Below are 19,378 nucleotides of genomic sequence, written 5' to 3'. Positions count from 1 at the left end.
TCAGTATGGCAGCGGGTGTGCCCGGTGCGCCTGCCCAATCTCGGCAAGAACATCCTCGGACAAAGTCACATCCGCCGCGCCCAGCACCAAATCAAGTTGGTCCAGCGACGTCGCCCCGATGATGGTCGAGGTCATGAAAGGCCGCGAGCGGCAGAACGCGATGGCCATCTGTACCAAGTCAAGATCATGCCGTTTCGCGATCTCTGCATAGGCTGCCACCGCATCGTCCACACGCGGCGTCATGCGACCGCCCAGATCCGCGTTGATCGTCCGGCGCGACCCTTCGGGAATGGCACCGCCCGCATATTTTCCTGTGAGCAAACCGGTCGCCAGCGGTGAATAGGCCAAACAGCCGACCTGTTCATTTGCCGTCATCTCGGCAAGGTCGGTATCGAACAGGCGGTGCAGCAGGGAGTATTCGTTCTGGATCGACTGCATGCGAGGCCAGCCATTTTCGTCGGCCAGACGCAACCACATGGATGTGCCCCAAGCGGTTTCGTTGCTCAGACCCACATGACGGATCTTGCCCGCCTCAACCTGGCGCTGCAATTCGCCCAGTACCTCTTCCATGTGCTGCACAGTCTCGCCGCGATCCTGATGCGACGGGTCATAATCCCAGTTTTGCCGGAAACAGTATGACCCCCGATTGGGCCAATGCAATTGGTACAGATCCACGTAATCCGTGCGCAAACGCTGCAACGACCCATCAAGCGCACGGCGGATCGCATCGGCGCTGATTGGCTCGCCACCGCGGCAAAACCCGCCATTTGCGCCGGTGATCTTTGTGGCCAGCACTACATCACTGCGCCGCCCCGTCTTCTCCAACCATGTGCCGATGATCGCCTCGGTGTTGCCGACGGTTTCCGCCTTGATCGGCGTGACCGGGTACATCTCGGCGGTGTCGATGAAGTTGACACCGGCTTCTAATGCGCGGTCGATCTGGGCATGGCCCTCTGCCTCGGTGTTCTGGCTGCCCCATGTCATCGATCCAAGGCAAATGTCGGACACCATGATGTCGGTCCGGCCAAGCGGTTTTTGCTGCATGTGTCGTCCCCTGTCAGTTTCAGGCATGGGTACTCACACCGCGCAGCAGGTGCAAGCAAAGGCAGAATCGCTTGAGAACATAAAGTGAACATTGTATCTTGGCTGCATGGGAAACCTGCGCCATGATCTTGCTTCGAAACCGGCCGCGCCGGACCTGTCCGTCTTGGGCGACATGCGCTTGCGACTGGGCCGGGTTCATGAGTTTTGCGGCCCTGCCCGGCGCACGCTCGCGCTGCGCGTGGCGGCCCGGCTTGAGGGGCCGGTGATCTGGATTCGCCCCGGATGGCAGGCAGAGCGGCTCAACCCCGAAGGGGTGCTGCCATTGGGCGTGGACCCCGGCCGCCTGATTTTTGCCGATCCGCGCCGGGCCGAAGACATCCTGTGGTGCGCCGAAGAATCCCTGCGCTGCGGCGCGGTCTCTCTGGTGGTGTGCGAATTGCCCAGCCTGCCGGGCCTGACCCCGGTGCGCCGCTTGCATCTGGCCGCCCAAGCCGGGGCCGAAATGATGGGGATCACCCCACTGGGCCTTTTGCTGGCGCAAGCGCGCGGCGGCGTGCCGGGGGTGGAAAGCCGCTGGTACATGACCTTTGCCCATGGCCTGAACGAAAAAGACGGCTGGCGGCTGGAACGGCGCCGCGCCCGCAGCGACCCGCCCGCCACATGGCACATAACTGCCGATGGTCAGACCCATCCGCTCGCGGCGCCTCAGGTTATCGGCTGAATGTGTGATCCCGCCTTACGCCCGGCCGCCCTTTCAGGCGACCGGCCATAACACATAGGAACGAAAATCAGGATTTGCGGCGTCCGCGAATGGCCGCAAAGGCCCCCAAGCCTGCCAACGCCAAAGGCAATGACGCCGGCAGCGGAACCACCGAAGTGCCAGATTGAGTAACGATCTGAAGATTGTCTATATCAAAATCATCTCCGCTGAACCCAAAACCGCCCGGCCCGCTAAAGCTAACCGAGGCGACTGGACCCGCAAAAATGAATCCAACAAACCCATCGATATTGCCGGAGCTGCTTCCGCCCGCCGTCTCGTACAGATTATAGTTTTGCGCGCCGCTCCCATCATCAATGGTGATGAAAACACCGTCAAAATTGGCCGAGTTTACACCAAACACATCAAACCCAAGGCCAACAACATCGCTGGGAAGATCCCAAGTCATCAAGATGGGCGCATCCCCTTCGATGAACAGGTCCAATACGCCACCGCTGATAGCATGTTTCCCAAACGTGTTTCCATTGGGCGCAAAAGTTGATGTGATTCCGGAAAAGGTCAGGACATTCCCAGTGGCGCTTGAGCCAAATGTCTCGGTTGTTGTCGCACTGCCAACAGGCAAAGCTGCATTGAATGCAACGCTGCTGTCAAAAAGGGAAACGGCCTGTGCCGATTGCGCTGCAAGCAGCGTTGCTATGGCGGAGATTGTTAAAGCACGCATAATGACTCCAGTTTTCGATACGCGACACATTCGAGCACTACATCAACCTTACGTCAAGGATGCTCTCCTTACCTTGACAGGACAAATTATGCGTCCCGAGCGAGGCAAACAGGCGGAATACAAACTTCATACGCTGGGCGTATCTCAGAATTCTTCACAGATGACGCTGAATTTATCCCGCGCCTTATAAAACTGATCTATGCTCATGGCATGTGGAACCGCGCCCTCCTTTGTATTTTGTATTTCACCTGCACCAGCGTCGCCTGGGCTGCTCCCGCACGGTATGCGCTTGACGCGCAGGGGTCCGAAGTGCGCTTCACCTACACTTTGGGCGGCGTGGACGGGGCTGGGACCATGCCGGTCAGCACGGCGGATATTGTGCTGGATTTCGACAATGCTGCAGCCTCTCGAACTGCGGTGACACTCAACCCGAACAAGGCCGAGACGAGCACAGGGTTGATCACCAGCACCCTGAAAAGTCAGGATGTTTTAAACACAGCTCAGTACCCCGAGATCGTGTTCATAAGCCGATCCGTGACCGCCAAACCCGGCGGCGCCGTGGTCACTGGCGATGTAACTGTGCGCGGCGTCACCCGCCCGCTCACGTTAGAGGCAACGATTTATAGGCCCGAAGGCAGCGCGCCGGGCGACCGCAGCAAGCTGACCGTGCGCCTGACCGGCGCAATCAACCGTCATGACTTTGGCGCATCAGGCTATCCCGACTTGGTCGAAGAAACCGTGACCCTCGACATTCGCGCAAGGTTACGCCTAAGCGACTGACCGCTGGAACTTCGCCCCTGAGTGCGCTAGCACCTGCTCCAACAAGCGGCGCAAGGAACGGCACGACATGGCACGGATTCTCATCACTTCGGCGATCCCCTATATCAACGGGATCAAGCACTTGGGTAACCTTGTCGGCAGCCAACTGCCCGCAGATCTGTTTGCACGGTACAATCGCGCACGCGGCAACGAGGTAATGTTTCTGTGCGCCACCGACGAACATGGCACCCCGGCAGAGCTTGCCGCCGCCAAGGCCGGAAAGCCCGTGTCAGAGTATTGCGCCGAAATGCACGCCGTTCAGGCCGAGCTTGCCCGCGGCTTTCGCCTGTCATTCGACCATTTCGGCCGGTCCTCCAGCCCGCAAAACCACCGCCTGACACAACACTTGGCCGGGCGGTTGGCCGACGCCGGTTTGATCGAAGAAGTCAGTGAACGGCAGGTTTTTTCCAACGCCGACGGGCGCTTCTTGCCAGACCGCTACATCGAAGGCACTTGTCCCAACTGCGGCTATGACAAAGCGCGCGGCGACCAGTGCGAAAATTGCACCAAGCAGCTTGACCCAACCGACTTGATCGATGCCCGCAGCGCGATCAGCGGCTCGACCGACCTAGAGGTGCGCGAGACCAAACACCTTTACCTGCGCCAATCCTCCATGCGGCAAACTCTGAACGACTGGATCGACAGTAAATCTGACTGGCCAATCCTGACCACGTCGATTGCACGCAAATGGCTGAACGATGGTGACGGGTTGCGCGACCGGGGCATCACACGCGACCTTGACTGGGGGATCCCGGTAAAAAAGGGCGAAGCCGACTGGCCGGGCATGGAGGGCAAAGTTTTTTACGTCTGGTTCGACGCGCCGATTGAATACATCGCCGCCGCTGCCGAATGGGCTGAGGCGAACAACAAGTCTGACGCAGATTGGGAACGCTGGTGGCGGACAGACAAAGGCGCCGACGACGTGCGCTATGTTCAGTTCATGGGCAAAGACAACGTCCCGTTCCACACCCTGAGCTTCCCGGCCACGATCATGGGGTCTGGAGAACCGTGGAAGCTGGTCGATTACATCAAATCGTTCAACTATCTGAACTATGACGGCGGCCAATTCTCGACGTCTCAGGGGCGCGGCGTGTTCATGGATCAAGCGCTTGACCTGTTACCATCGGATTACTGGCGCTGGTGGCTGCTGTCACACGCCCCGGAAAGTTCGGACAGCGAATTCACATGGGAGAATTTCCAAGCCAGCGTGAACAAGGATCTGGCGGACGTACTCGGCAATTTCGTCAGCCGGATCACGAAATTCTGTCGGTCCAAATTTGGCGAGGTCGTGCCAGAAGGCGGCACCTATGGTCGCCGCGAAGACGATGTGATCAACGCGTTGCGCGCCCGAATTGCCAACTATAACGCTCATTTGGAAGCCATCGAAATCCGCAAAGCGGCCGCTGAACTTCGCGCTATTTGGGTTCTGGGCAACGAATATCTTCAGGAAGCCGCGCCGTGGTCTCTGTTTAAGACGGACCCAGACGCCGCTGCCGCTGTAACACGATTTGCGCTGAACCTCATCGGGGTCTATGCGGCCCTGTCGCACCCCTTCATTCCTGATGCGAGCGCAGAAATGGCCGATGCCATGGGAACCGAAGATCTGTCATGGCCCGATGACTGCGACGAAGCGCTGTATCGCTTTGCGCCAGGCCATGCCTTCCGCGTACCCGGCGTCCTGTTTGCCAAAATCACCGATGAAGCCCGCGAAGATTGGCAAGCCCGCTTTTCAGGGACTCGAAACTAGGCAAGTCCTTGCAACGTAAAGAAGACTCGACATGCAGATCACTTGACGCAATAATCTGTCGCAGCGGGGGAAACCTTAGGGTTGATTCATAAAGCTCGCTGCGGAAGCAAGATGAGTGATCAAAATGAAACGGTCGGATCTCGATAGCTGGCTCAGTGCTCCCGACGATGCAATTGATGCCTTCTTTGACCATGCGCCGGTCTATATGTTTGCGGCCAGTGCAGACTGGAAAATCATGCGAGCCAGCCGCGCGTGGTGCGAGGCAACCGGGTACGATATGACAGCCCTGCATGGCATCTGTGCGCTGGATTTCTTGACCCCCGAAAGCCGCCAAAGGGCCGACACAGAAACCCTCCCCCGCTTCACGGAAACACGCGTCATCCAAGGGGCTCAGTTCGACTTTTTACGCGCTGATGGCACCGTGTTGCCGGTCGTTCTGTCCGCCCGTACCCAAATCGACGACACCGGGCGCATCGTGCGCGTCTTGGTATCGATGTTTGACAATAGCGAAGCACGCGCCATGCAAGCCGCATTGGGAGCCGCAATCGCCGACGTGAAAGAGGCGAATGCCGCAAAATCTCGGTTTCTGGCGGCAATGAGCCACGAAATCAGGACGCCGATGAACGCGATCCTTGGCTTTACGCAACTGTTGAAACTGTCCGATCTTGATGACAAGCGTCGCACCCATGTGGACGCGATCCAAAGCGCGGGCGGCACACTAATGAATTTGCTGACCGACTTGTTAGATCTCAGCCAAATTGAAGCCGGACAGTTAAAGATAGATGCAGAAATATTTGATTTAAATGAATTTATTAGAAAACTTGCTGATTGGTGGCAAACTGCGGCCAATGACAAAGGGTTGCGATTGCGCATCGCCAAAGATCAAGGCCTTCCAAGCCAGATCATCGCAGACGAGGGCCGCATCCAGCAGGTCTTAAATAACTTTTTGGGCAACGCGGTAAAATTCACAGACGAAGGCCGGGTCACCCTCGCCATTGAGGAAGCGGGTCAAGCGGGGGATCAGCGTCGCATCCGATTCGAAGTGACCGATACCGGGCCGGGCATGACCGATGCGCAGATTTCACAGCTTTTCAAACCGTTCGTGCAAGTGGGCGCTGAGTGTTGCAATGATCGCGGTGGATGGGGGCTTGGCCTGTCCATCAGCAACGAGATTGCGACCGCCATGGGCGGGCGTGTCGGGGTCACATCACAGCCAGGCTATGGGTCTACTTTTTTCTTTGAGCTCAATGTCGGAACACCCGAAGAGATATCCGCCGAAGAAGTGGACAACACGACGACCGCGCCGCTCTCAGAATCTGGCGCCCTGCAAACCAGCGGTCTGGATATTCTGGTCGCCGAAGACAATCCGATGAGCCGCGCCATGATGCACGAAATGCTGACCGAGCTTGGCCACCGTGTGACCACGACCCCGGATGGACTCGCTGCAGTGAACGAGATTGAGGCGCGGCCCTATGATCTGGTGTTCATGGATGTTGCGATGCCGCGACTTGACGGAATCGGTGCGACGAAGCGCATCCGCAACGCGCCCAAACCTTGCCAAAGCACCCCTATCATCGGCTGTTCGGCACATTTGAACGATCCAGCCCGCTACCACGCCGCTGGTATGGATGCGTTTCTGCCAAAGCCCGTGGATCGCGACGCGCTGCGTAATCTGATTTCACGCTTTTCGTCGGCTGGGCGGGCTGAACAGGGCAGCGGTGCCCATGATCCACACTGATCAGATCACTCACGGGATGATTGGGGGCCAAAGCCTGTCATGGCGATGTCATGATTTTTGGCGTATCTTCCCGGTATGAACGAACAGTCATCGCCGCCAAAAAAACACGTCCGAACCCTGTTCCTGTCAGATATCCATCTCGGCACGCGCGGCTGTCAAGCCGATATGCTTCTGGATTTTCTAGATCATCACGACGCCGATAAAATTTTTCTGGTGGGCGATATTTTTGACGGCTGGCGATTGCGGCGCGGTTGGCATTGGCCGCAGGCTCATAACAACGTCGTCGAAGCGTTGATGGCCAAAGCGCATGCTGGCACGCCGATTACCTATATTCCGGGCAACCATGACGAGGTGATGCGCAGCTACCTTGGCACTCACTTTGGCGGGATCGAAGTCAAGGCAAAGGACGAGCATGTCACCGCTTGCGGTGAACGTCTGCTGATCACCCACGGCGACCAGTTCGATGTTGTGGTCATGAATGCAAAATGGCTCGCCCATGTGGGCGACCGGGCCTACAACACTGTACTTTTGCTGAACACATGGGTGAACCGGGTACGAAGGCTTTGGGGAGGCCAATTCTGGTCGTTGTCCAATTGGGCCAAACAACAGGTCAAGCGCGCAGTAAATTTCATCGGGGAATACGAAGGCGTTTTGGCCGATGAAGCCCGACGTGGCGGTTTTGACGGGATCGTGTGCGGCCACATCCACAAAGCAGAACTGTGCCGTGTCGATGACGTGCTGTATGTCAACTGTGGCGATTGGGTCGAAAGTTGCACTGCGATTGTCGAACACCATCACGGGAAACTGCAATTGATCGATTGGGCCAGAACGGTCCGTCGATCAGAACACCGCAAGAAAGTACGCGCACGTGCCCAGGCGCAAGCACCCAAGGTGGATTTCGATACAGAGCACGTCACCGAAACGGCGGTCTGACGACCCCAAAGGACAATCGCACATGCCGCAGACCAACCTTGCACGAAAGCAGCTTTCCGGTGCCGTCCATCAAAACCGCGCCCTAAGCAGAACAGGCTTACAAGAACGCGCCTTTTCGCGACTATTTCAGGGCCTTGTCTACGCGCAAATCTGGGAAGACCCAGTTGTCGATATGAAGGGCTTAGCGCTTCAGCCGGGTGACAATATCGTCTGCATCGCCTCGGGCGGGTGCAACATGATGAGCTATCTTACCGCCGCCCCGGGATCAGTGACGGCAGTGGATTTGTCGCCAGCCCATGTGGCGTTGAACCGTCTCAAGATTGCATCAGCCACGGCGTTGCCCGATCAGGCCGCGTTTTACGACTTTTTTGGGCATGCAGATCGCCCGGGCAATCCGGCACTGTATGATCGCTACATCGCCCCGGTTCTGGACCCGGTCAGCCGCACATGGTGGGAAGCCCGTCAAGGCACCCTGCCCCGGCGGATCGAAATGTTCGCGCGCGGCTTTTATCGCTTTGGCGCTCTTGGTCGCTTCATCACCGCAATGCATCATATCTCGCGGATGGCGGGTGTGGACTACCGCCCCTTTTTGGCTTCGCGAACCATGGAAGATCAGCGGGCCTTCTTCGATGCCCAAATGGCGCCCCTGTTTGAAAATCGCCTGATACGTGTTCTCGCGCGCCGCCGCGCATCGCTTTTCGGTCTCGGCATTCCACCGGCACAATTCGAAAAACTGGCTCTTGATGGTGGCGGTGACATCGTTCCGGTGCTGCGCGAACGCACACGCAAGCTGATGTGCGACTTTCCAATTTCTGACAACTACTTCGCATGGGCCGCGTTCAACCGCGGGTATCGCGACGACGGCACCGGACCCGTGCCGCCCTATCTTGATCCCGCAAATTATGACGCGGTGCGCGCCTATGCCCCGCTTGCAAGCATCGTCAATCGCAACCTGACCGACATGCTTGCCGATCGGGATGAGGACAGCACCCAAGCCTTTGTTCTGCTCGACGCACAAGACTGGATGAGCGACGCACAGCTTACCGCCCTTTGGACCCAGATCACCCGCACCGCTGCGTCCGGTGCCCGCGTTTTGTATCGTACCGGCGGCGGGCCTGACATCCTGCCGGGCCGGGTGCCTGACGCACTTCTTGCCCGCTGGAGGTATCAACCCGGCTGCGGCCAACTCTGGGCCGAGGACCGTTCGGCAATTTATGGCGGCGTGCACGTCTATAAATTCAGAGGCTGACAGATGAGCGATCATTCAACCGGCCACGACCAATTGATGAACGCGGTCTATCGCAACCAGCGGTTCATTTATGACTTTACCCGCAAATACTATTTGCTGGGGCGCGACCGGCTGATTGAAGGGCTCGATGTACCACCCGGCGGCACCGTGCTGGAGGTCGCCTGCGGAACCGGTCGAAACCTGATCAAGGTCGGGCAAAGATACCCGAACGCGCAACTTTTCGGCTTTGATATTTCGACTGAAATGCTAACGACGGCCCGTTCCAATCTGAAACGGGCCGGGCTTTCGGATCGCACGACATTGGTTCAGGCGGACGCGACCGACTTCACGGCACAAGGGTTGTTTGGCCTGCCAAATTTTGACCGTGTGTTCATTTCCTATAGCCTGTCCATGATCCCAGATTGGCAAACAGCGCTGGCCCGTAGCCTCGGTCAGACAGCGCCGGGCGGTCAACTCGCGCTGGTGGATTTCAGTCAGCAAAAGCAACTGCCAAGATGGTTCTCAAAAGGGTTGTTGGCCTGGCTGGCGCTGTTTCATGTCGCCCCGCGCGCAGAACTGACCGCCCAGATCCAGACACTTGCAGCAAAGAATCGTGGCACGGCAGACGTTGATCATCTTTACCGTGACTATGCCGTTCTTGGGCGTATTCGGCCGCCCCTGCCCAATGCAGGTCAAACAGCGCCCTAGGGCATCGCGAAGGTGAGTGAGGCCCAGCGTGACATCCAAACAGCCTCCCGCGCGTCGGGATCACCATCAAGCGGCGCGATGGTAGTGAAATTGGCCATGACCTGCGCCCCTGACGGCAAGGCCGTGGTCACACGCCCCTCGCCATCGCTGCGCAGCATGCGCTGTTCGACCCCGTCAACCGTGCGAACGTAAATCTCGATCTGGGCGTTGGCGCGGGGCGTCCCGGTTTCATACATCCGCAAGGTCACCTCGCCACCGCCGATCACTGCGTACGGATTTGTCTCGGCCACAATCTCGACCAGCAGGCCAACCCTGCGATCCGCACCGCGCCGCGCATCACCAACCGCAACAAGCGCCTTGGCATGACGATAATACATCTCGCGAAAGCCCACGCTGGGAAGACCGCGCGCCGTGTGTAATTGCTGCGCGTCAGAGAGGTCATGCAAATCGGTGAACCTTACAAAGCGCTCAAACCCATCATATGTCAGCCAAAGTGGCGTCGTCTCGTGCACAATGACCCAAAGACCCGGCTTGCCTGTCTGCATCGCCATGGCGGGACGGTCGCCCATGCGCCCTGCAACAGGCTTTGGCTCCTGAACCGGACCTGCGTCAAACCGCAGAAAATTATCCGGAAAGTACGAATAGGTCGTTCCTTCAAACATCTCGCCGACGCGCAGGTCAGCCGTTACCAAAGCGCCGGGGGCAACCGAGAAGTTGACCGGTTCGATCCAGAACTCATGACCCGCCACCGGACCCGCGGCAAACGCAACAAGAGCCGACAAAACCTTTAGCAAGGAACGCATGCCATCACTCCTTTGATCCGCGCGACCTGATAGAGCGCCGCGTCTGGCAAAACAGGTCACATCTGCTAGGTCAGGAACAACACCACACCCAAGACGAGATCGCCATGTATTTTTTGCGCTTCCTTACGATCGTTTTGACATGCCTTTTTCTGTTGGACCCCGTTCCCACGGCACAGGCGCACGAAACCCGCCCTGCGGTTGCGGACATCACCATAGATGCGCAAAACGTGACGATGCGCATTATGATGCCGCTGGAGCCTGTTCTGGTCGGAATGAACTTGGCTGCCATTGAGAACACCAACGATAGCCCTCTGTCAGCCCAGCACGACGCCTTGCGAAGCTTGCCCGGTGATGATCTTGAAAAACGGGTGCGCGCCGCTTGGCCGCGTTTGTCGAATAATTTCCGGCTTGTGTCTGACGGCGCTGTGCTGCCCGTCTTGCTGCAAAGCGTGTCCGTTCCCGACGGCATATCGACCGATTTGGCCCGCGACGGGACATTGACGGTCATCGCTGATCTGCCAAGCGACTCCGCATCTGTGTCATTCTCATGGTCAACGATGATGGGTCCACTGATCCTGCGGCAGACAGGCGAAGACGGATATACCGGGTTTCTGACCGGTGGGATTTCCAGCCCGCCACTGCAAGCTGCGGGGACAAGTCTTTCAGGCGGTTTGGTCAGCTATCTCGTCGCGGGATATCGCCATATCATCCCGCTAGGCGCGGATCACATCGCCTTTGTGCTCGGGCTGTTCTTTTATTCAACGCGGATGCGTCCCCTGCTTTTGCAAGTGACCGCCTTTACCCTCGCCCACAGTGTGACCTTGGGCTTGGCGACCTTCGACATTGTGACTTTGCCGCGCGGATTGGTTGAGCCGATCATTGCCGCTTCGATCATATGGATCGCAGTAGAAAATATTTGGAAAGCCGGGGCTGCGCCGACCCCTGCGCAGGCGCGAAACCGGCTTGCGATTGTCGCAGGATTTGGCCTGCTTCACGGGATGGGTTTTGCGGCAATGCTGGCCGAAATCGGCTTGCCCGAGGGGGCGAGGCTCGCCTCGTTGGCTGCCTTCAACGTCGGGGTGGAGATCGGACAACTTGCGGTTATCGCGATTGCCTTTGCAACGGTCGGGTACTGGTTCCGGAACAAGCCGTGGTACACGGCGGCCATCGCGCGACCCGCTTCTGTGCTGATCGGGCTTGGCGGCGTGTACTGGCTGGTCATGGCGTTGGCCTGAGGCCCTTATACAGCCTCGGCGCCCTCTGCGTCATCATCCGCCTCAGGGCGTCCGCGATACCCCCGTGCCACGACGAACTTTTCAGAACTGTCAGACCGGCTTGATGGCGGTTTGACGTTGGACACTTTTTCAAACCGCTTTTTCAAAAGGGCCTGCAATTGCCCTTCTGCGCCGCCGGCAAGGACTTTGGCCACAAACGTGCCGCCTTCGTCCAGCACGTCAAAGGCCAGTTCAGCAGCGGCTTCGCACAAGGCAACAATGCGCAGGTGATCGGTCTGTTTATGCCCCGAACTGGACGCGGCCATATCGGACATGACCACATCCGCTGGGCCGCCAAGCCATTCCTTGACCTGAATATCCGCCCCTTCTTCCATGAAATCGAGAACATGGATTTCCGCGCCGGGGATCGGGTCTACCTCTTGAAGGTCAATCCCGATGATCCGCCCCCGCGCCTTACCTGACTTCTCGCCATCTGCATTGATCCGCGGTACAGCCACCTGCAACCAGCCGCCCGGAGCGCAGCCCAGATCGACCACGCGGGCCCCCGGCACCAAAAAGCGGAACTGGTCGTCCAGATCCATAATCTTGAACGCTGCACGCCCGCGATACCCTTCGGCCCGCGCGCGCGCCACGTACGGGTCGTTGAGTTGACGCTGCAACCATTTGGTCGATGACATCTTGCGCCCGCGCGCTGTCTTGACCTTCACAAACAGATCTCGCTGCCCCCGGCCGCTGGTTTTCTTGGCCATTTCAGGCGCCCTTTCCGCCCGACATTCCAGCCGGTCTGTCTGCCGTCGGGAACACCCCGTCGCGGCTCATCTGTGCATAAAGCAAACCTTCGCGCAGACCCCGATCCGCCACCGAAAGACGGTCTGTGGGCCATAGCCGCAAGAGGGCTTGCAGGATCGCCGCGCCGGGCATGATCAGCATATGCCGGTCACGCCCAATGCGGCCGTCGCTCTTGCGCCCTTCCGGGCCAAGACGCAAGTAGTCTCGGATCACGGCGTCAATTTCATCAGAGGTCAAAACCAGCCCATCCACCAAGGCACGGTCATACCGGCGCAACCCCAGATGCGACGCAGCAACTGTGGTCACGGTGCCGGAAGTGCCCACAATCTGGAACCCGGCTTTGCGGTGCGTTCCCGCATATGGGATGAAATCTGCCAAATTCTCTTCGAAGTACCAACTCATCAAGGCGAAGGCCCCGGCATCGTCCTGCACATCGGAAAACCGGTCCCGCAGGGTCGCAACGCCCAGAGGCACAGAAATCCAGTCCACAACCCGCGCTCCGAATCCCGCATTGGCGAAAGAGCAATCGTGAAGCGAAAGAACCGCAGCGGAACGGTGTTCCGGTGCGACCTGTGAGAGATCAATCCAAACAAGCTCGGTTGACCCGCCGCCAATATCCACCACCAGCAATTGTTCTGCTTCAGCATGGACAAGCGGCCCGCAACTGACCACGGCAAGCCGCGCTTCTTCTTCAGGGGTGATGACGTCCAGCCGCAGACCAGTTTCGCGCAGAACTTGCGAAATGAACGCATTGCCATTGCGGGCACGCCGACAGGCTTCGGTTGCGACAAGTCGCATTTTGCTCACGTTATGCTGTTCCAACTTGCGCTGGCACACGCGCAGGGCCTGCACAGTCCGGCGAATGGACATGCGCGACAAATTCCCCGACGACTCAAGACCGGCGCCAAGTTGAACAGCTTTGGAAAAGCTGTCGATGATCCTCACCTGATGCCCGTCAGGACGGGCAATCAGCATGCGGCAGCTATTAGTTCCCAGATCAAGCGCCGCATACGGCTCTATTCTGGGTGCGATACGCCGCGCGCGATCAACCGTTGCCGGGATCACAGCCGCGGGGCCGAGACGCTTGGGCGCCATTACGCCCTCCATTTTCAGTTGTGTTAAATGTAAACACCACAAGGCAATGACGCAAGCCGCGCTACAGGTCTTGTGCGACTTGGCGCTTCACGATTGCGCCGCGCGTCCCTGCATTCGCGGCTTTGGGTCGCGGACAGACCCCGCAGGGTCGAAATCAGGCCATGACCCGAGAAACAGGGCTGTTAGCAATTTGGGTACGGCAAGAATTCAGGGGCGAGAAATGTCCGGCATCAAAATTGTCTATTGGCGTGATATTCCTGCCCAGGTTCTTGCTGGCCGGGGGCGCAACGCTAAAAAAGTCACTCTGACTGAAAGGTTTGAGCAGGCAATAGACCGGGCCGCAATGCGCAGTGGCGCTGCGGGAACCGATGACTATCTTGCCCAATGGCGCAAGGCACCAGCCAAAGACGACAGCGATACAGATGCTGCGCAGGTCGCCGCCCGGATCGAACGAGACTACGACAACGATCATCTCAAAAAGCTCATCGAAAATAACGGCTGGGCGTGATCCCGGCGACAAAGGAAACTGCGCATGGCTCTTATCGATTTCCGACGTCGCCCAGACGCGTCGCCATCGGCGCAATCCGCCCTAAGCAACCTTCTGAACGATTTCTCGGTCGAAGTCATGCCAAGGACGGCCGCAAAGATCGATGACTTTTCTACGCTGCTTCCAGCCGGGACCCGCGTCTACATCGCGCACATAGACGGCACCCCGATTGAGGACATGGTGGCAACCGCCGCGCGCCTTGCGCACGCAGGGTTCAACCCCATGCCACATTTCCCCGCGCGTCTGATACCCGACGCGGCGACGCTTGCCGATTGGATCGCAAGATATCAAGGGGAAGCCGGCGTTCACCAGGCACTGGTTCTGGCGGGCGGCGTCAGTGCGCCCACCGGTGCATTCGACAATTCCATGCAACTTCTGGATTCCGGCGAGTTTGACCGCGCCGGGTTCACACGCTTGCATGTCGCAGGCCACCCCGAAGGCAACCGCGACATCGATCCCGATGGATCTGACCGCGCCGTGATGGATGCCCTGCGCTGGAAGCAGGATTTCAAGTCGAGAACAGACGCTGCCGTCGCGCTTGTGACGCAATTCTGCTTTGAGCCCGAGCCGGTGATTGCATGGGCGGACCGTCTTGGCGCCGAAGGGATTGACATGCCGATCCATATTGGTGTGGCAGGCCCCGCCAAACTGCAAACGCTGATCCGCTTTTCTGTGGCGTGCGGTGTTGGCCCATCTTTGCGGGTCCTGCAACGCCGGGCACGGGACGTCACCCGACTTGTTCGACCCTTCGAGCCACTGGAGATGCTTCGCGCGCTCGCTGTGCACAAATCCTCCAATCCGGACTTCGCAATTGACCGGGTTCACTTTTTCCCGCTTGGCGGCATTACTGCGGCAACAGACTGGGCACAGGCCCATTCCAAGCCACAGGAGCCGTCGTGACATCACTCCCCTCCCCAACCGCTGCCCTTCTTTTCGACTTGGACGGAACACTTATCAATTCCGACACACTGCATTTCAAAGTCTTCCGTGATCTGTTTGCAGAGCACGGGCACACGATTGATGAGGCGTTCTATTTCCGCGAAATTCACGGCCACCATAACGGCGACATTTTCGAAAAGCATTTCCCAAAGCAAAATGCCCAAGCGATGTCAGATGACAAAGAGGCCCGGTTCCGCGACCTTCTGGGCGCACACGCGCCCCCAATGCCAGGAGTGGTAGAACTGCTGGACTTCGCCCGACGTCAAGGGTGGGGACTGGCCGTTGTGACCAACGCCCCGCGATTGAACGCGCTGACGATGCTGTCGGCGATCGGGTTGGAAACGACATTCGAAACCGTTGTAATCGGCGAGGAATGCGCCCGCGCGAAGCCTTACCCGGACCCGTATCTGGCGGCGATGGACAGCCTCGGCGTTGCTCCAACCCGGTGCATTGCCTTTGAAGACAGCCCATCTGGCCTTCGCGCGGCCCGCGCTTCAGGGGCCTTCACCGTTGGCGTCCGATCCTCGTTGAACGATGCGGCTCTCCGCGCAAGCGGGGCGCAGGCAACCGTAAACGACTTTTCCGACCCCGAACTTCCCGCGCTTCTCGCCCGGCTGAAAGGATAAGCCCAATGACCAGAACAACCGTCGAATCCGCAACCCGCACCGTGACCATCGGCTTTGACGAACCGTTCTGTGTGATAGGCGAGCGGATCAACCCGACAGGCCGCAAGAAACTTGCCGCCGAATTGGAAGCCGGCGATTTCAGCACCGTGGAACGGGACGCCATTGAGCAGGTGGCGTGCGGGGCGATGATCCTCGATGTGAATGCAGGCGTTGTGTATAATTCGAACCCGAACCCGAACGAGACCGAGCCGCCGCTGATGGGGCAAATGATTGACTTGGTTCAAAGGTTGGTCGACGTGCCGCTGTGCATCGACAGTTCTGTTCCCGCTGCTCTTGAGAAAGGGCTTGAGTTGGCCAAAGGCCGCCCCTTGCTGAATTCCGTCACAGGCGAAGAAGAGCGACTGGAATTGATCCTGCCGCTGGTGAAGAAATACAATGTTCCCGTGGTCGCCATTTCAAACGATGACACAGGCATTTCAGAAGATCCCGATATCCGCTTTGAGGTTGCCAAGAAAATCGTTCAGCGGGCAGCAGATTTCGGTATCCCCGCACACGACATCGTGGTCGATCCCTTGGTTATGCCAGTGGGCGCAATGCCGAGCGCCGGCAGACAGGTGTTCACACTGGTGCGCCGATTGCGGGAAGAGTTGGGTGTCAACACAACGTGCGGCGCGTCGAACATCAGCTTCGGCTTGCCGCATCGCCACGGCATCAACGCGGCGTTTCTTCCCATGGCCATCGGCGCAGGCATGACAAGTGCCATCATGAACCCGGTCCGCCCCGTCGAAATGGAAGCCATCCGGGCGGCGAATTTTCTGATGAATCATGATGCAAATGGCGGCAATTGGATCGGCTTTTCCCGCGTGCTTGATGCAGTGGCCGAAGGCACATCCTTCGCAGAAGCCAGCAGTGTTGCGCAACAAACCGGTTCGGGCCGAAGCGGACGGCGTCGTCGCCGCGGCTGAGAATTAGGGAAGCGCAAACCATGATATCGCGAGCTTTCGAGTATGAATGTTCAGAACTGGTGCGCCCAATAAGTTGCGTGTCAGCAGTGGCCCAACCTGATTTTCTGTGCTCATGCAGAGTAAACCAGCGGTATGGTCAGACGAAAAGCCCGCTGTGTGGACCGCGTCGTTGGACGTCACCGGTTGGAATGGCCGGCGGACAGGCGCGGGTTCCACGTGATCGAAGTCTGCGGCCCGTTTCCAAGCCCGCGCCATCGCGGCGGACTAACGGGCATCTGCTTGGCAGAAAAATTGGTCGTTTTCTGAGTGCCAAGAGTTCTTCAACAAAGTTTTCAATACAAAGGTCAGCTCTATGACCGATCCACTTGTTGTTTTTACACCTTCGGGCAAGCGGGGCCGTTTCGCTGTTGGCACGCCTGTCCTGACAGCAGCCCGGCAGCTTGGTGTCGATCTCGATTCAGTGTGCGGCGGCCGCGGAATTTGCTCACGGTGCCAAATCACGCCCGGCTCCGGCGAATTTGCCAAACATGGTGTCAGCGTTACGGAAACTGCGTTGTCTCCTTGGAATCAAGTCGAAGAAAGATACCGCGCCAAGCGAGGTTTGATAGACGGAAGACGGCTCGGATGTCAGGCCCTTATTCAAAGTGACGTCGTAATTGACGTGCCGCCAGAAAGTCAGGTCCATAAGCAAATTGTCCGCAAGGCTGCGAGTGATCGCCCAATCAAAATGGACCCTGCCACCCGGATCTATCTTGTTGATGTTGAACAGCCGGACATGCATGATCCGACTGGCGATTTTGAGCGTCTCTCCGCAGCACTTACCGCACAATGGGGTGTTTTCGGCACGCTTAAATGCGATCCACTTTTGTTGCCAAAGCTGCAAACCGCCCTCCGCAAAGGGGCTTGGCAGGTTGCAGCGGCTGTGTTTGATGACGGAACAGACGCGCCGCTTCTCATCGGATTGTGGCCCGAATTGCCGACCTCAAACTTGCACGGTATGGCCATCGACCTCGGCTCCACAACCATAGCTGCCCATCTTTGCGATCTTGCAACTGGCACTGTAGTTGCCTCTGGCGGTGTCATGAACCCGCAGATCCGGTTCGGCGAGGATTTGATGAGCCGCGTGTCTTACGGGATGATGAACCCCGGCGGCGCAGAAGAGATGACCAAAGCTGTTCGCGATCGTCTCAATGCTCTCATGAGTGATCTCATGGCGGAGGCCCAAATTGATCCATCCTTGATTGTTGAAATAACAGTGGTTTGCAATCCGGTCATGCATCACTTGCTGCTTGGGATTGATCCGGTCGAGCTTGGCCAAGCGCCATTTGCTTTGGCACAATCCGGCGCCTTGAGAATGGCTGCGCGTGATCTGAACCTCGACGCACTTTCATCGACCGCCCGTGCCTATGTCCTTCCCTGCATTGCGGGGCATGTGGGCGCAGACGCGGCAGCAGTGGCGCTGGCCGAAGCGCCGGACCAGTCCGAGGATCTGGTGCTGGTCGTGGATGTTGGCACGAATGCCGAATTGCTTCTTGGAAACCGCAGCCGCGTGCTGGCCTGTTCTTCGCCTACCGGACCTGCATTTGAAGGTGCACAGATCAGTGCAGGCCAGCGGGCCGCACCCGGCGCAATCGAAAGGGTCCGGATCGACGCCGAAACCGGGACGCCGCGCTTTCAGGTGATCGGCAGCGATCTTTGGTCGGACGATCCGGGGTTCACCGACAGCTTGCCGACGGCCAACATCACTGGCATTTGCGGATCAGGTATTATTGAAGCCGTCGCGGAATTGCGTATGGCCGGACTACTGGATGCCTCCGGTCTGATTGGTCCGCCGCAGGCTGGCGGAGGCGACCGGATCATCGCAGAGGGACGCACCTTTTCATATGTTCTGCATGACGCCAGGGAAACCGGTGGACCTTTGATCGCCGTGACACAGAATGACATCCGCGCCATTCAGCTTGCCAAATCGGCGCTGTATGCCGGGGCGCGCCTGCTTATGGACGAGTTTGGAACAGACACCGTTGACCGCGTTGTGCTGGCCGGGGCGTTTGGCGCGCATATCTCACCTTTGCACGCGTTGGTGCTTGGAATGATCCCTGACTGCGCGCTGGAAAACGTCCACGGCGCTGGCAATGCGGCCGGAACCGGCGCAAGGATGGCGCTGTGCAGCCGCGCGGCGCGGCGGCAAGTTGAATTACTGAGCCGCCAGATCGACAAGATCGAAACCGCGATCGCCCCGCGCTTTCAAGAGCATTTCGTCGCTGCCAGCGCCCTGCCACATGCCAGCGATCCTTTTCCGCTGCTCCGGGCGCACACGCCCTTGCCCGACGCCCGCTTTGGCGCGGGAGTAACACCCGGTCGGCGGCGCGGACAGCGGCGCGTATCCCCAAAGACGGAACAGACTTGACCGGCACGCACAGCACGGCTAACCAGCGTCGAACGCGGGTGTAGCTCAATGGTAGAGCAGCAGCTTCCCAAGCTGACGACGAGGGTTCGATTCCCTTCACCCGCTCCAGTGACGCCATAGAGCGAACAGTGTTGATCCACAGCACTTTAGACTGGCGCTTGGGCCGACCCAAACACTCATTCTCTTTGATACGCTATTGGCCCATCAGTTGGGTTTCACCGGGCCGTTGTTCACATCGCAACGCTTGATGGCCTGCAACATCGCGCGCGGGCTCACGGCATCCGGCTTGCTTCACTCTGCAGACAACGGGAAAAAG

The 19,378-nt window shown here is 58.5% G+C and carries 18 protein-coding genes and 1 tRNA gene; 14 read left to right on the top strand and 5 right to left on the bottom strand.

The window, feature by feature from the left end:
- Complete coding sequence (locus E2L05_RS10830) at positions 1 to 1,044, bottom strand: aldo/keto reductase (RefSeq protein ID WP_133342928.1); 1,044 nt, start codon at positions 1,042 to 1,044, stop codon at positions 1 to 3.
- A gap of 106 nt (positions 1,045 to 1,150) precedes the next feature.
- Here E2L05_RS10830 and E2L05_RS10825 point away from each other — a divergent pair, with 106 nt between their 5' ends.
- Positions 1,151 to 1,765, top strand: coding sequence for an ImuA family protein (locus E2L05_RS10825; RefSeq protein ID WP_133342927.1), 615 nt, complete (start codon positions 1,151 to 1,153; stop codon positions 1,763 to 1,765).
- A gap of 67 nt (positions 1,766 to 1,832) precedes the next feature.
- Here E2L05_RS10825 and E2L05_RS10820 read toward each other — a convergent pair whose 3' ends face one another.
- The gene (locus E2L05_RS10820; RefSeq protein WP_165971736.1) at positions 1,833 to 2,483 is read right to left on the bottom strand and encodes a VPLPA-CTERM sorting domain-containing protein; all 651 of its coding nucleotides are present in this window, start codon (positions 2,481 to 2,483) and stop codon (positions 1,833 to 1,835) included.
- Positions 2,484 to 2,693: 210 nt separating this feature from the next.
- On the opposite strand from E2L05_RS10820, the gene E2L05_RS10815 reads away from it, so the two are divergent.
- The 6 genes from E2L05_RS10815 (at position 2,694) to E2L05_RS10790 (ending at position 9,656) form a co-directional block, all read left to right on the top strand.
- A complete protein-coding gene (locus tag E2L05_RS10815; protein ID WP_133342925.1) occupies positions 2,694 to 3,263 on the top strand; it encodes a YceI family protein in 570 nt (189 codons plus the stop codon).
- 67 nt (positions 3,264 to 3,330) lie between these two features.
- Entirely contained in the window at positions 3,331 to 5,049 is a 1,719-nt protein-coding gene (gene metG, locus E2L05_RS10810; protein WP_133342924.1) for a methionine--tRNA ligase, read from the top strand.
- A 124-nt stretch (positions 5,050 to 5,173) separates the two neighbouring features.
- Positions 5,174 to 6,787 carry an ATP-binding protein gene (locus tag E2L05_RS10805; protein ID WP_133342923.1) on the top strand — a complete coding sequence of 538 codons (1,614 nt, stop codon included), beginning with the start codon at positions 5,174 to 5,176 and terminating at the stop codon, positions 6,785 to 6,787.
- Between the two features lie 75 nt (positions 6,788 to 6,862).
- A complete protein-coding gene (locus tag E2L05_RS10800; RefSeq protein WP_133342943.1) occupies positions 6,863 to 7,720 on the top strand; it encodes a UDP-2,3-diacylglucosamine diphosphatase in 858 nt (285 codons plus the stop codon).
- Between the two features lie 22 nt (positions 7,721 to 7,742).
- Positions 7,743 to 8,969, top strand: a complete 1,227-nt coding sequence (locus tag E2L05_RS10795; RefSeq protein WP_133342922.1) for a DUF3419 family protein — start codon at positions 7,743 to 7,745, stop codon at positions 8,967 to 8,969.
- A 3-nt stretch (positions 8,970 to 8,972) separates the two neighbouring features.
- Positions 8,973 to 9,656 carry a class I SAM-dependent methyltransferase gene (locus E2L05_RS10790; RefSeq protein ID WP_133342921.1) on the top strand — a complete coding sequence of 228 codons (684 nt, stop codon included), beginning with the start codon at positions 8,973 to 8,975 and terminating at the stop codon, positions 9,654 to 9,656.
- Here E2L05_RS10790 and E2L05_RS10785 read toward each other — a convergent pair.
- A complete protein-coding gene (locus E2L05_RS10785) occupies positions 9,653 to 10,459 on the bottom strand; it encodes a DUF4198 domain-containing protein (protein WP_133342920.1) in 807 nt (268 codons plus the stop codon). The genes E2L05_RS10790 and E2L05_RS10785 overlap by 4 nt on opposite strands.
- Positions 10,460 to 10,563: 104 nt before the next feature.
- Between E2L05_RS10785 and E2L05_RS10780 the strand changes: the two genes are divergently transcribed.
- Positions 10,564 to 11,694: a HupE/UreJ family protein gene (locus tag E2L05_RS10780; protein ID WP_133342919.1), complete on the top strand. Its 1,131-nt coding sequence runs from the start codon at positions 10,564 to 10,566 to the stop codon at positions 11,692 to 11,694.
- A gap of 5 nt (positions 11,695 to 11,699) precedes the next feature.
- Here the strand turns inward: E2L05_RS10780 and E2L05_RS10775 are convergent, their stop codons facing one another.
- Both E2L05_RS10775 and E2L05_RS10770 read right to left on the bottom strand, forming a co-directional pair.
- Complete coding sequence (locus E2L05_RS10775; protein ID WP_133342918.1) at positions 11,700 to 12,443, bottom strand: RlmE family RNA methyltransferase; 744 nt, start codon at positions 12,441 to 12,443, stop codon at positions 11,700 to 11,702.
- 1 nt (position 12,444) lies between these two features.
- Positions 12,445 to 13,578 carry a Ppx/GppA phosphatase family protein gene (locus E2L05_RS10770; RefSeq protein ID WP_243721941.1) on the bottom strand — a complete coding sequence of 378 codons (1,134 nt, stop codon included), beginning with the start codon at positions 13,576 to 13,578 and terminating at the stop codon, positions 12,445 to 12,447.
- Positions 13,579 to 13,798: 220 nt separating this feature from the next.
- Between E2L05_RS10770 and E2L05_RS10765 the strand changes: the two genes are divergently transcribed.
- From E2L05_RS10765 to E2L05_RS10740, 6 genes are all read left to right on the top strand, one after another.
- Positions 13,799 to 14,086, top strand: a complete 288-nt coding sequence (locus E2L05_RS10765) for a virulence factor (protein WP_133342916.1) — start codon at positions 13,799 to 13,801, stop codon at positions 14,084 to 14,086.
- A gap of 24 nt (positions 14,087 to 14,110) precedes the next feature.
- Positions 14,111 to 15,025 carry a methylenetetrahydrofolate reductase gene (locus tag E2L05_RS10760; RefSeq protein ID WP_133342915.1) on the top strand — a complete coding sequence of 305 codons (915 nt, stop codon included), beginning with the start codon at positions 14,111 to 14,113 and terminating at the stop codon, positions 15,023 to 15,025.
- Positions 15,022 to 15,690 (top strand): HAD family hydrolase, encoded by a 669-nt coding sequence (locus E2L05_RS10755; RefSeq protein WP_133342914.1) that lies wholly within the window; start codon positions 15,022 to 15,024, stop codon positions 15,688 to 15,690. Before E2L05_RS10760 ends, E2L05_RS10755 begins: the two co-directional genes overlap by 4 nt.
- Before the next feature lie 5 nt (positions 15,691 to 15,695).
- A complete protein-coding gene (locus tag E2L05_RS10750) occupies positions 15,696 to 16,655 on the top strand; it encodes a methyltetrahydrofolate cobalamin methyltransferase (protein WP_133342913.1) in 960 nt (319 codons plus the stop codon).
- Positions 16,656 to 17,007: 352 nt separating this feature from the next.
- Positions 17,008 to 19,062, top strand: a complete 2,055-nt coding sequence (locus E2L05_RS10745; protein WP_133342912.1) for an ASKHA domain-containing protein — start codon at positions 17,008 to 17,010, stop codon at positions 19,060 to 19,062.
- A gap of 34 nt (positions 19,063 to 19,096) precedes the next feature.
- A tRNA-Gly gene (locus tag E2L05_RS10740) sits at positions 19,097 to 19,170 on the top strand.
- Positions 19,171 to 19,378: the final 208 nt, after the last annotated feature.

It is taken from the genome of Meridianimarinicoccus aquatilis, from assembly GCF_004358675.1.
GTDB lineage: Bacteria > Pseudomonadota > Alphaproteobacteria > Rhodobacterales > Rhodobacteraceae > Meridianimarinicoccus > Meridianimarinicoccus aquatilis.
The sequence above is the reverse complement of the archived record's forward strand: the minus strand, read 5'-3'. Positions and strand labels throughout refer to the sequence as shown.

Bases quoted from the DNA above. Each gene is read 5' to 3' on its own strand.
- E2L05_RS10760 (WP_133342915.1), top strand. From the start codon at position 14,111: ATGGCTCTTATCGATTTCCGACGTCGCCCAGACGCGTCGCCATCGGCG.
- E2L05_RS10785 (WP_133342920.1), bottom strand. From the start codon at position 10,459: ATGCGTTCCTTGCTAAAGGTTTTGTCGGCTCTTGTTGCGTTTGCCGCG.
- E2L05_RS10830 (WP_133342928.1), bottom strand. From the start codon at position 1,044: ATGCAGCAAAAACCGCTTGGCCGGACCGACATCATGGTGTCCGACATT.
- metG (WP_133342924.1), top strand. From the start codon at position 3,331: ATGGCACGGATTCTCATCACTTCGGCGATCCCCTATATCAACGGGATC.
- E2L05_RS10800 (WP_133342943.1), top strand. From the start codon at position 6,863: ATGAACGAACAGTCATCGCCGCCAAAAAAACACGTCCGAACCCTGTTC.
- E2L05_RS10815 (WP_133342925.1), top strand. From the start codon at position 2,694: ATGTGGAACCGCGCCCTCCTTTGTATTTTGTATTTCACCTGCACCAGC.
- E2L05_RS10795 (WP_133342922.1), top strand. From the start codon at position 7,743: ATGCCGCAGACCAACCTTGCACGAAAGCAGCTTTCCGGTGCCGTCCAT.
- E2L05_RS10765 (WP_133342916.1), top strand. From the start codon at position 13,799: ATGTCCGGCATCAAAATTGTCTATTGGCGTGATATTCCTGCCCAGGTT.
- E2L05_RS10820 (WP_165971736.1), bottom strand. From the start codon at position 2,483: ATGCGTGCTTTAACAATCTCCGCCATAGCAACGCTGCTTGCAGCGCAA.
- E2L05_RS10780 (WP_133342919.1), top strand. From the start codon at position 10,564: ATGTATTTTTTGCGCTTCCTTACGATCGTTTTGACATGCCTTTTTCTG.
- E2L05_RS10750 (WP_133342913.1), top strand. From the start codon at position 15,696: ATGACCAGAACAACCGTCGAATCCGCAACCCGCACCGTGACCATCGGC.
- E2L05_RS10805 (WP_133342923.1), top strand. From the start codon at position 5,174: ATGAAACGGTCGGATCTCGATAGCTGGCTCAGTGCTCCCGACGATGCA.
- E2L05_RS10775 (WP_133342918.1), bottom strand. From the start codon at position 12,443: ATGGCCAAGAAAACCAGCGGCCGGGGGCAGCGAGATCTGTTTGTGAAG.
- E2L05_RS10745 (WP_133342912.1), top strand. From the start codon at position 17,008: ATGACCGATCCACTTGTTGTTTTTACACCTTCGGGCAAGCGGGGCCGT.
- E2L05_RS10790 (WP_133342921.1), top strand. From the start codon at position 8,973: ATGAGCGATCATTCAACCGGCCACGACCAATTGATGAACGCGGTCTAT.
- E2L05_RS10770 (WP_243721941.1), bottom strand. From the start codon at position 13,578: ATGGCGCCCAAGCGTCTCGGCCCCGCGGCTGTGATCCCGGCAACGGTT.
- E2L05_RS10825 (WP_133342927.1), top strand. From the start codon at position 1,151: ATGGGAAACCTGCGCCATGATCTTGCTTCGAAACCGGCCGCGCCGGAC.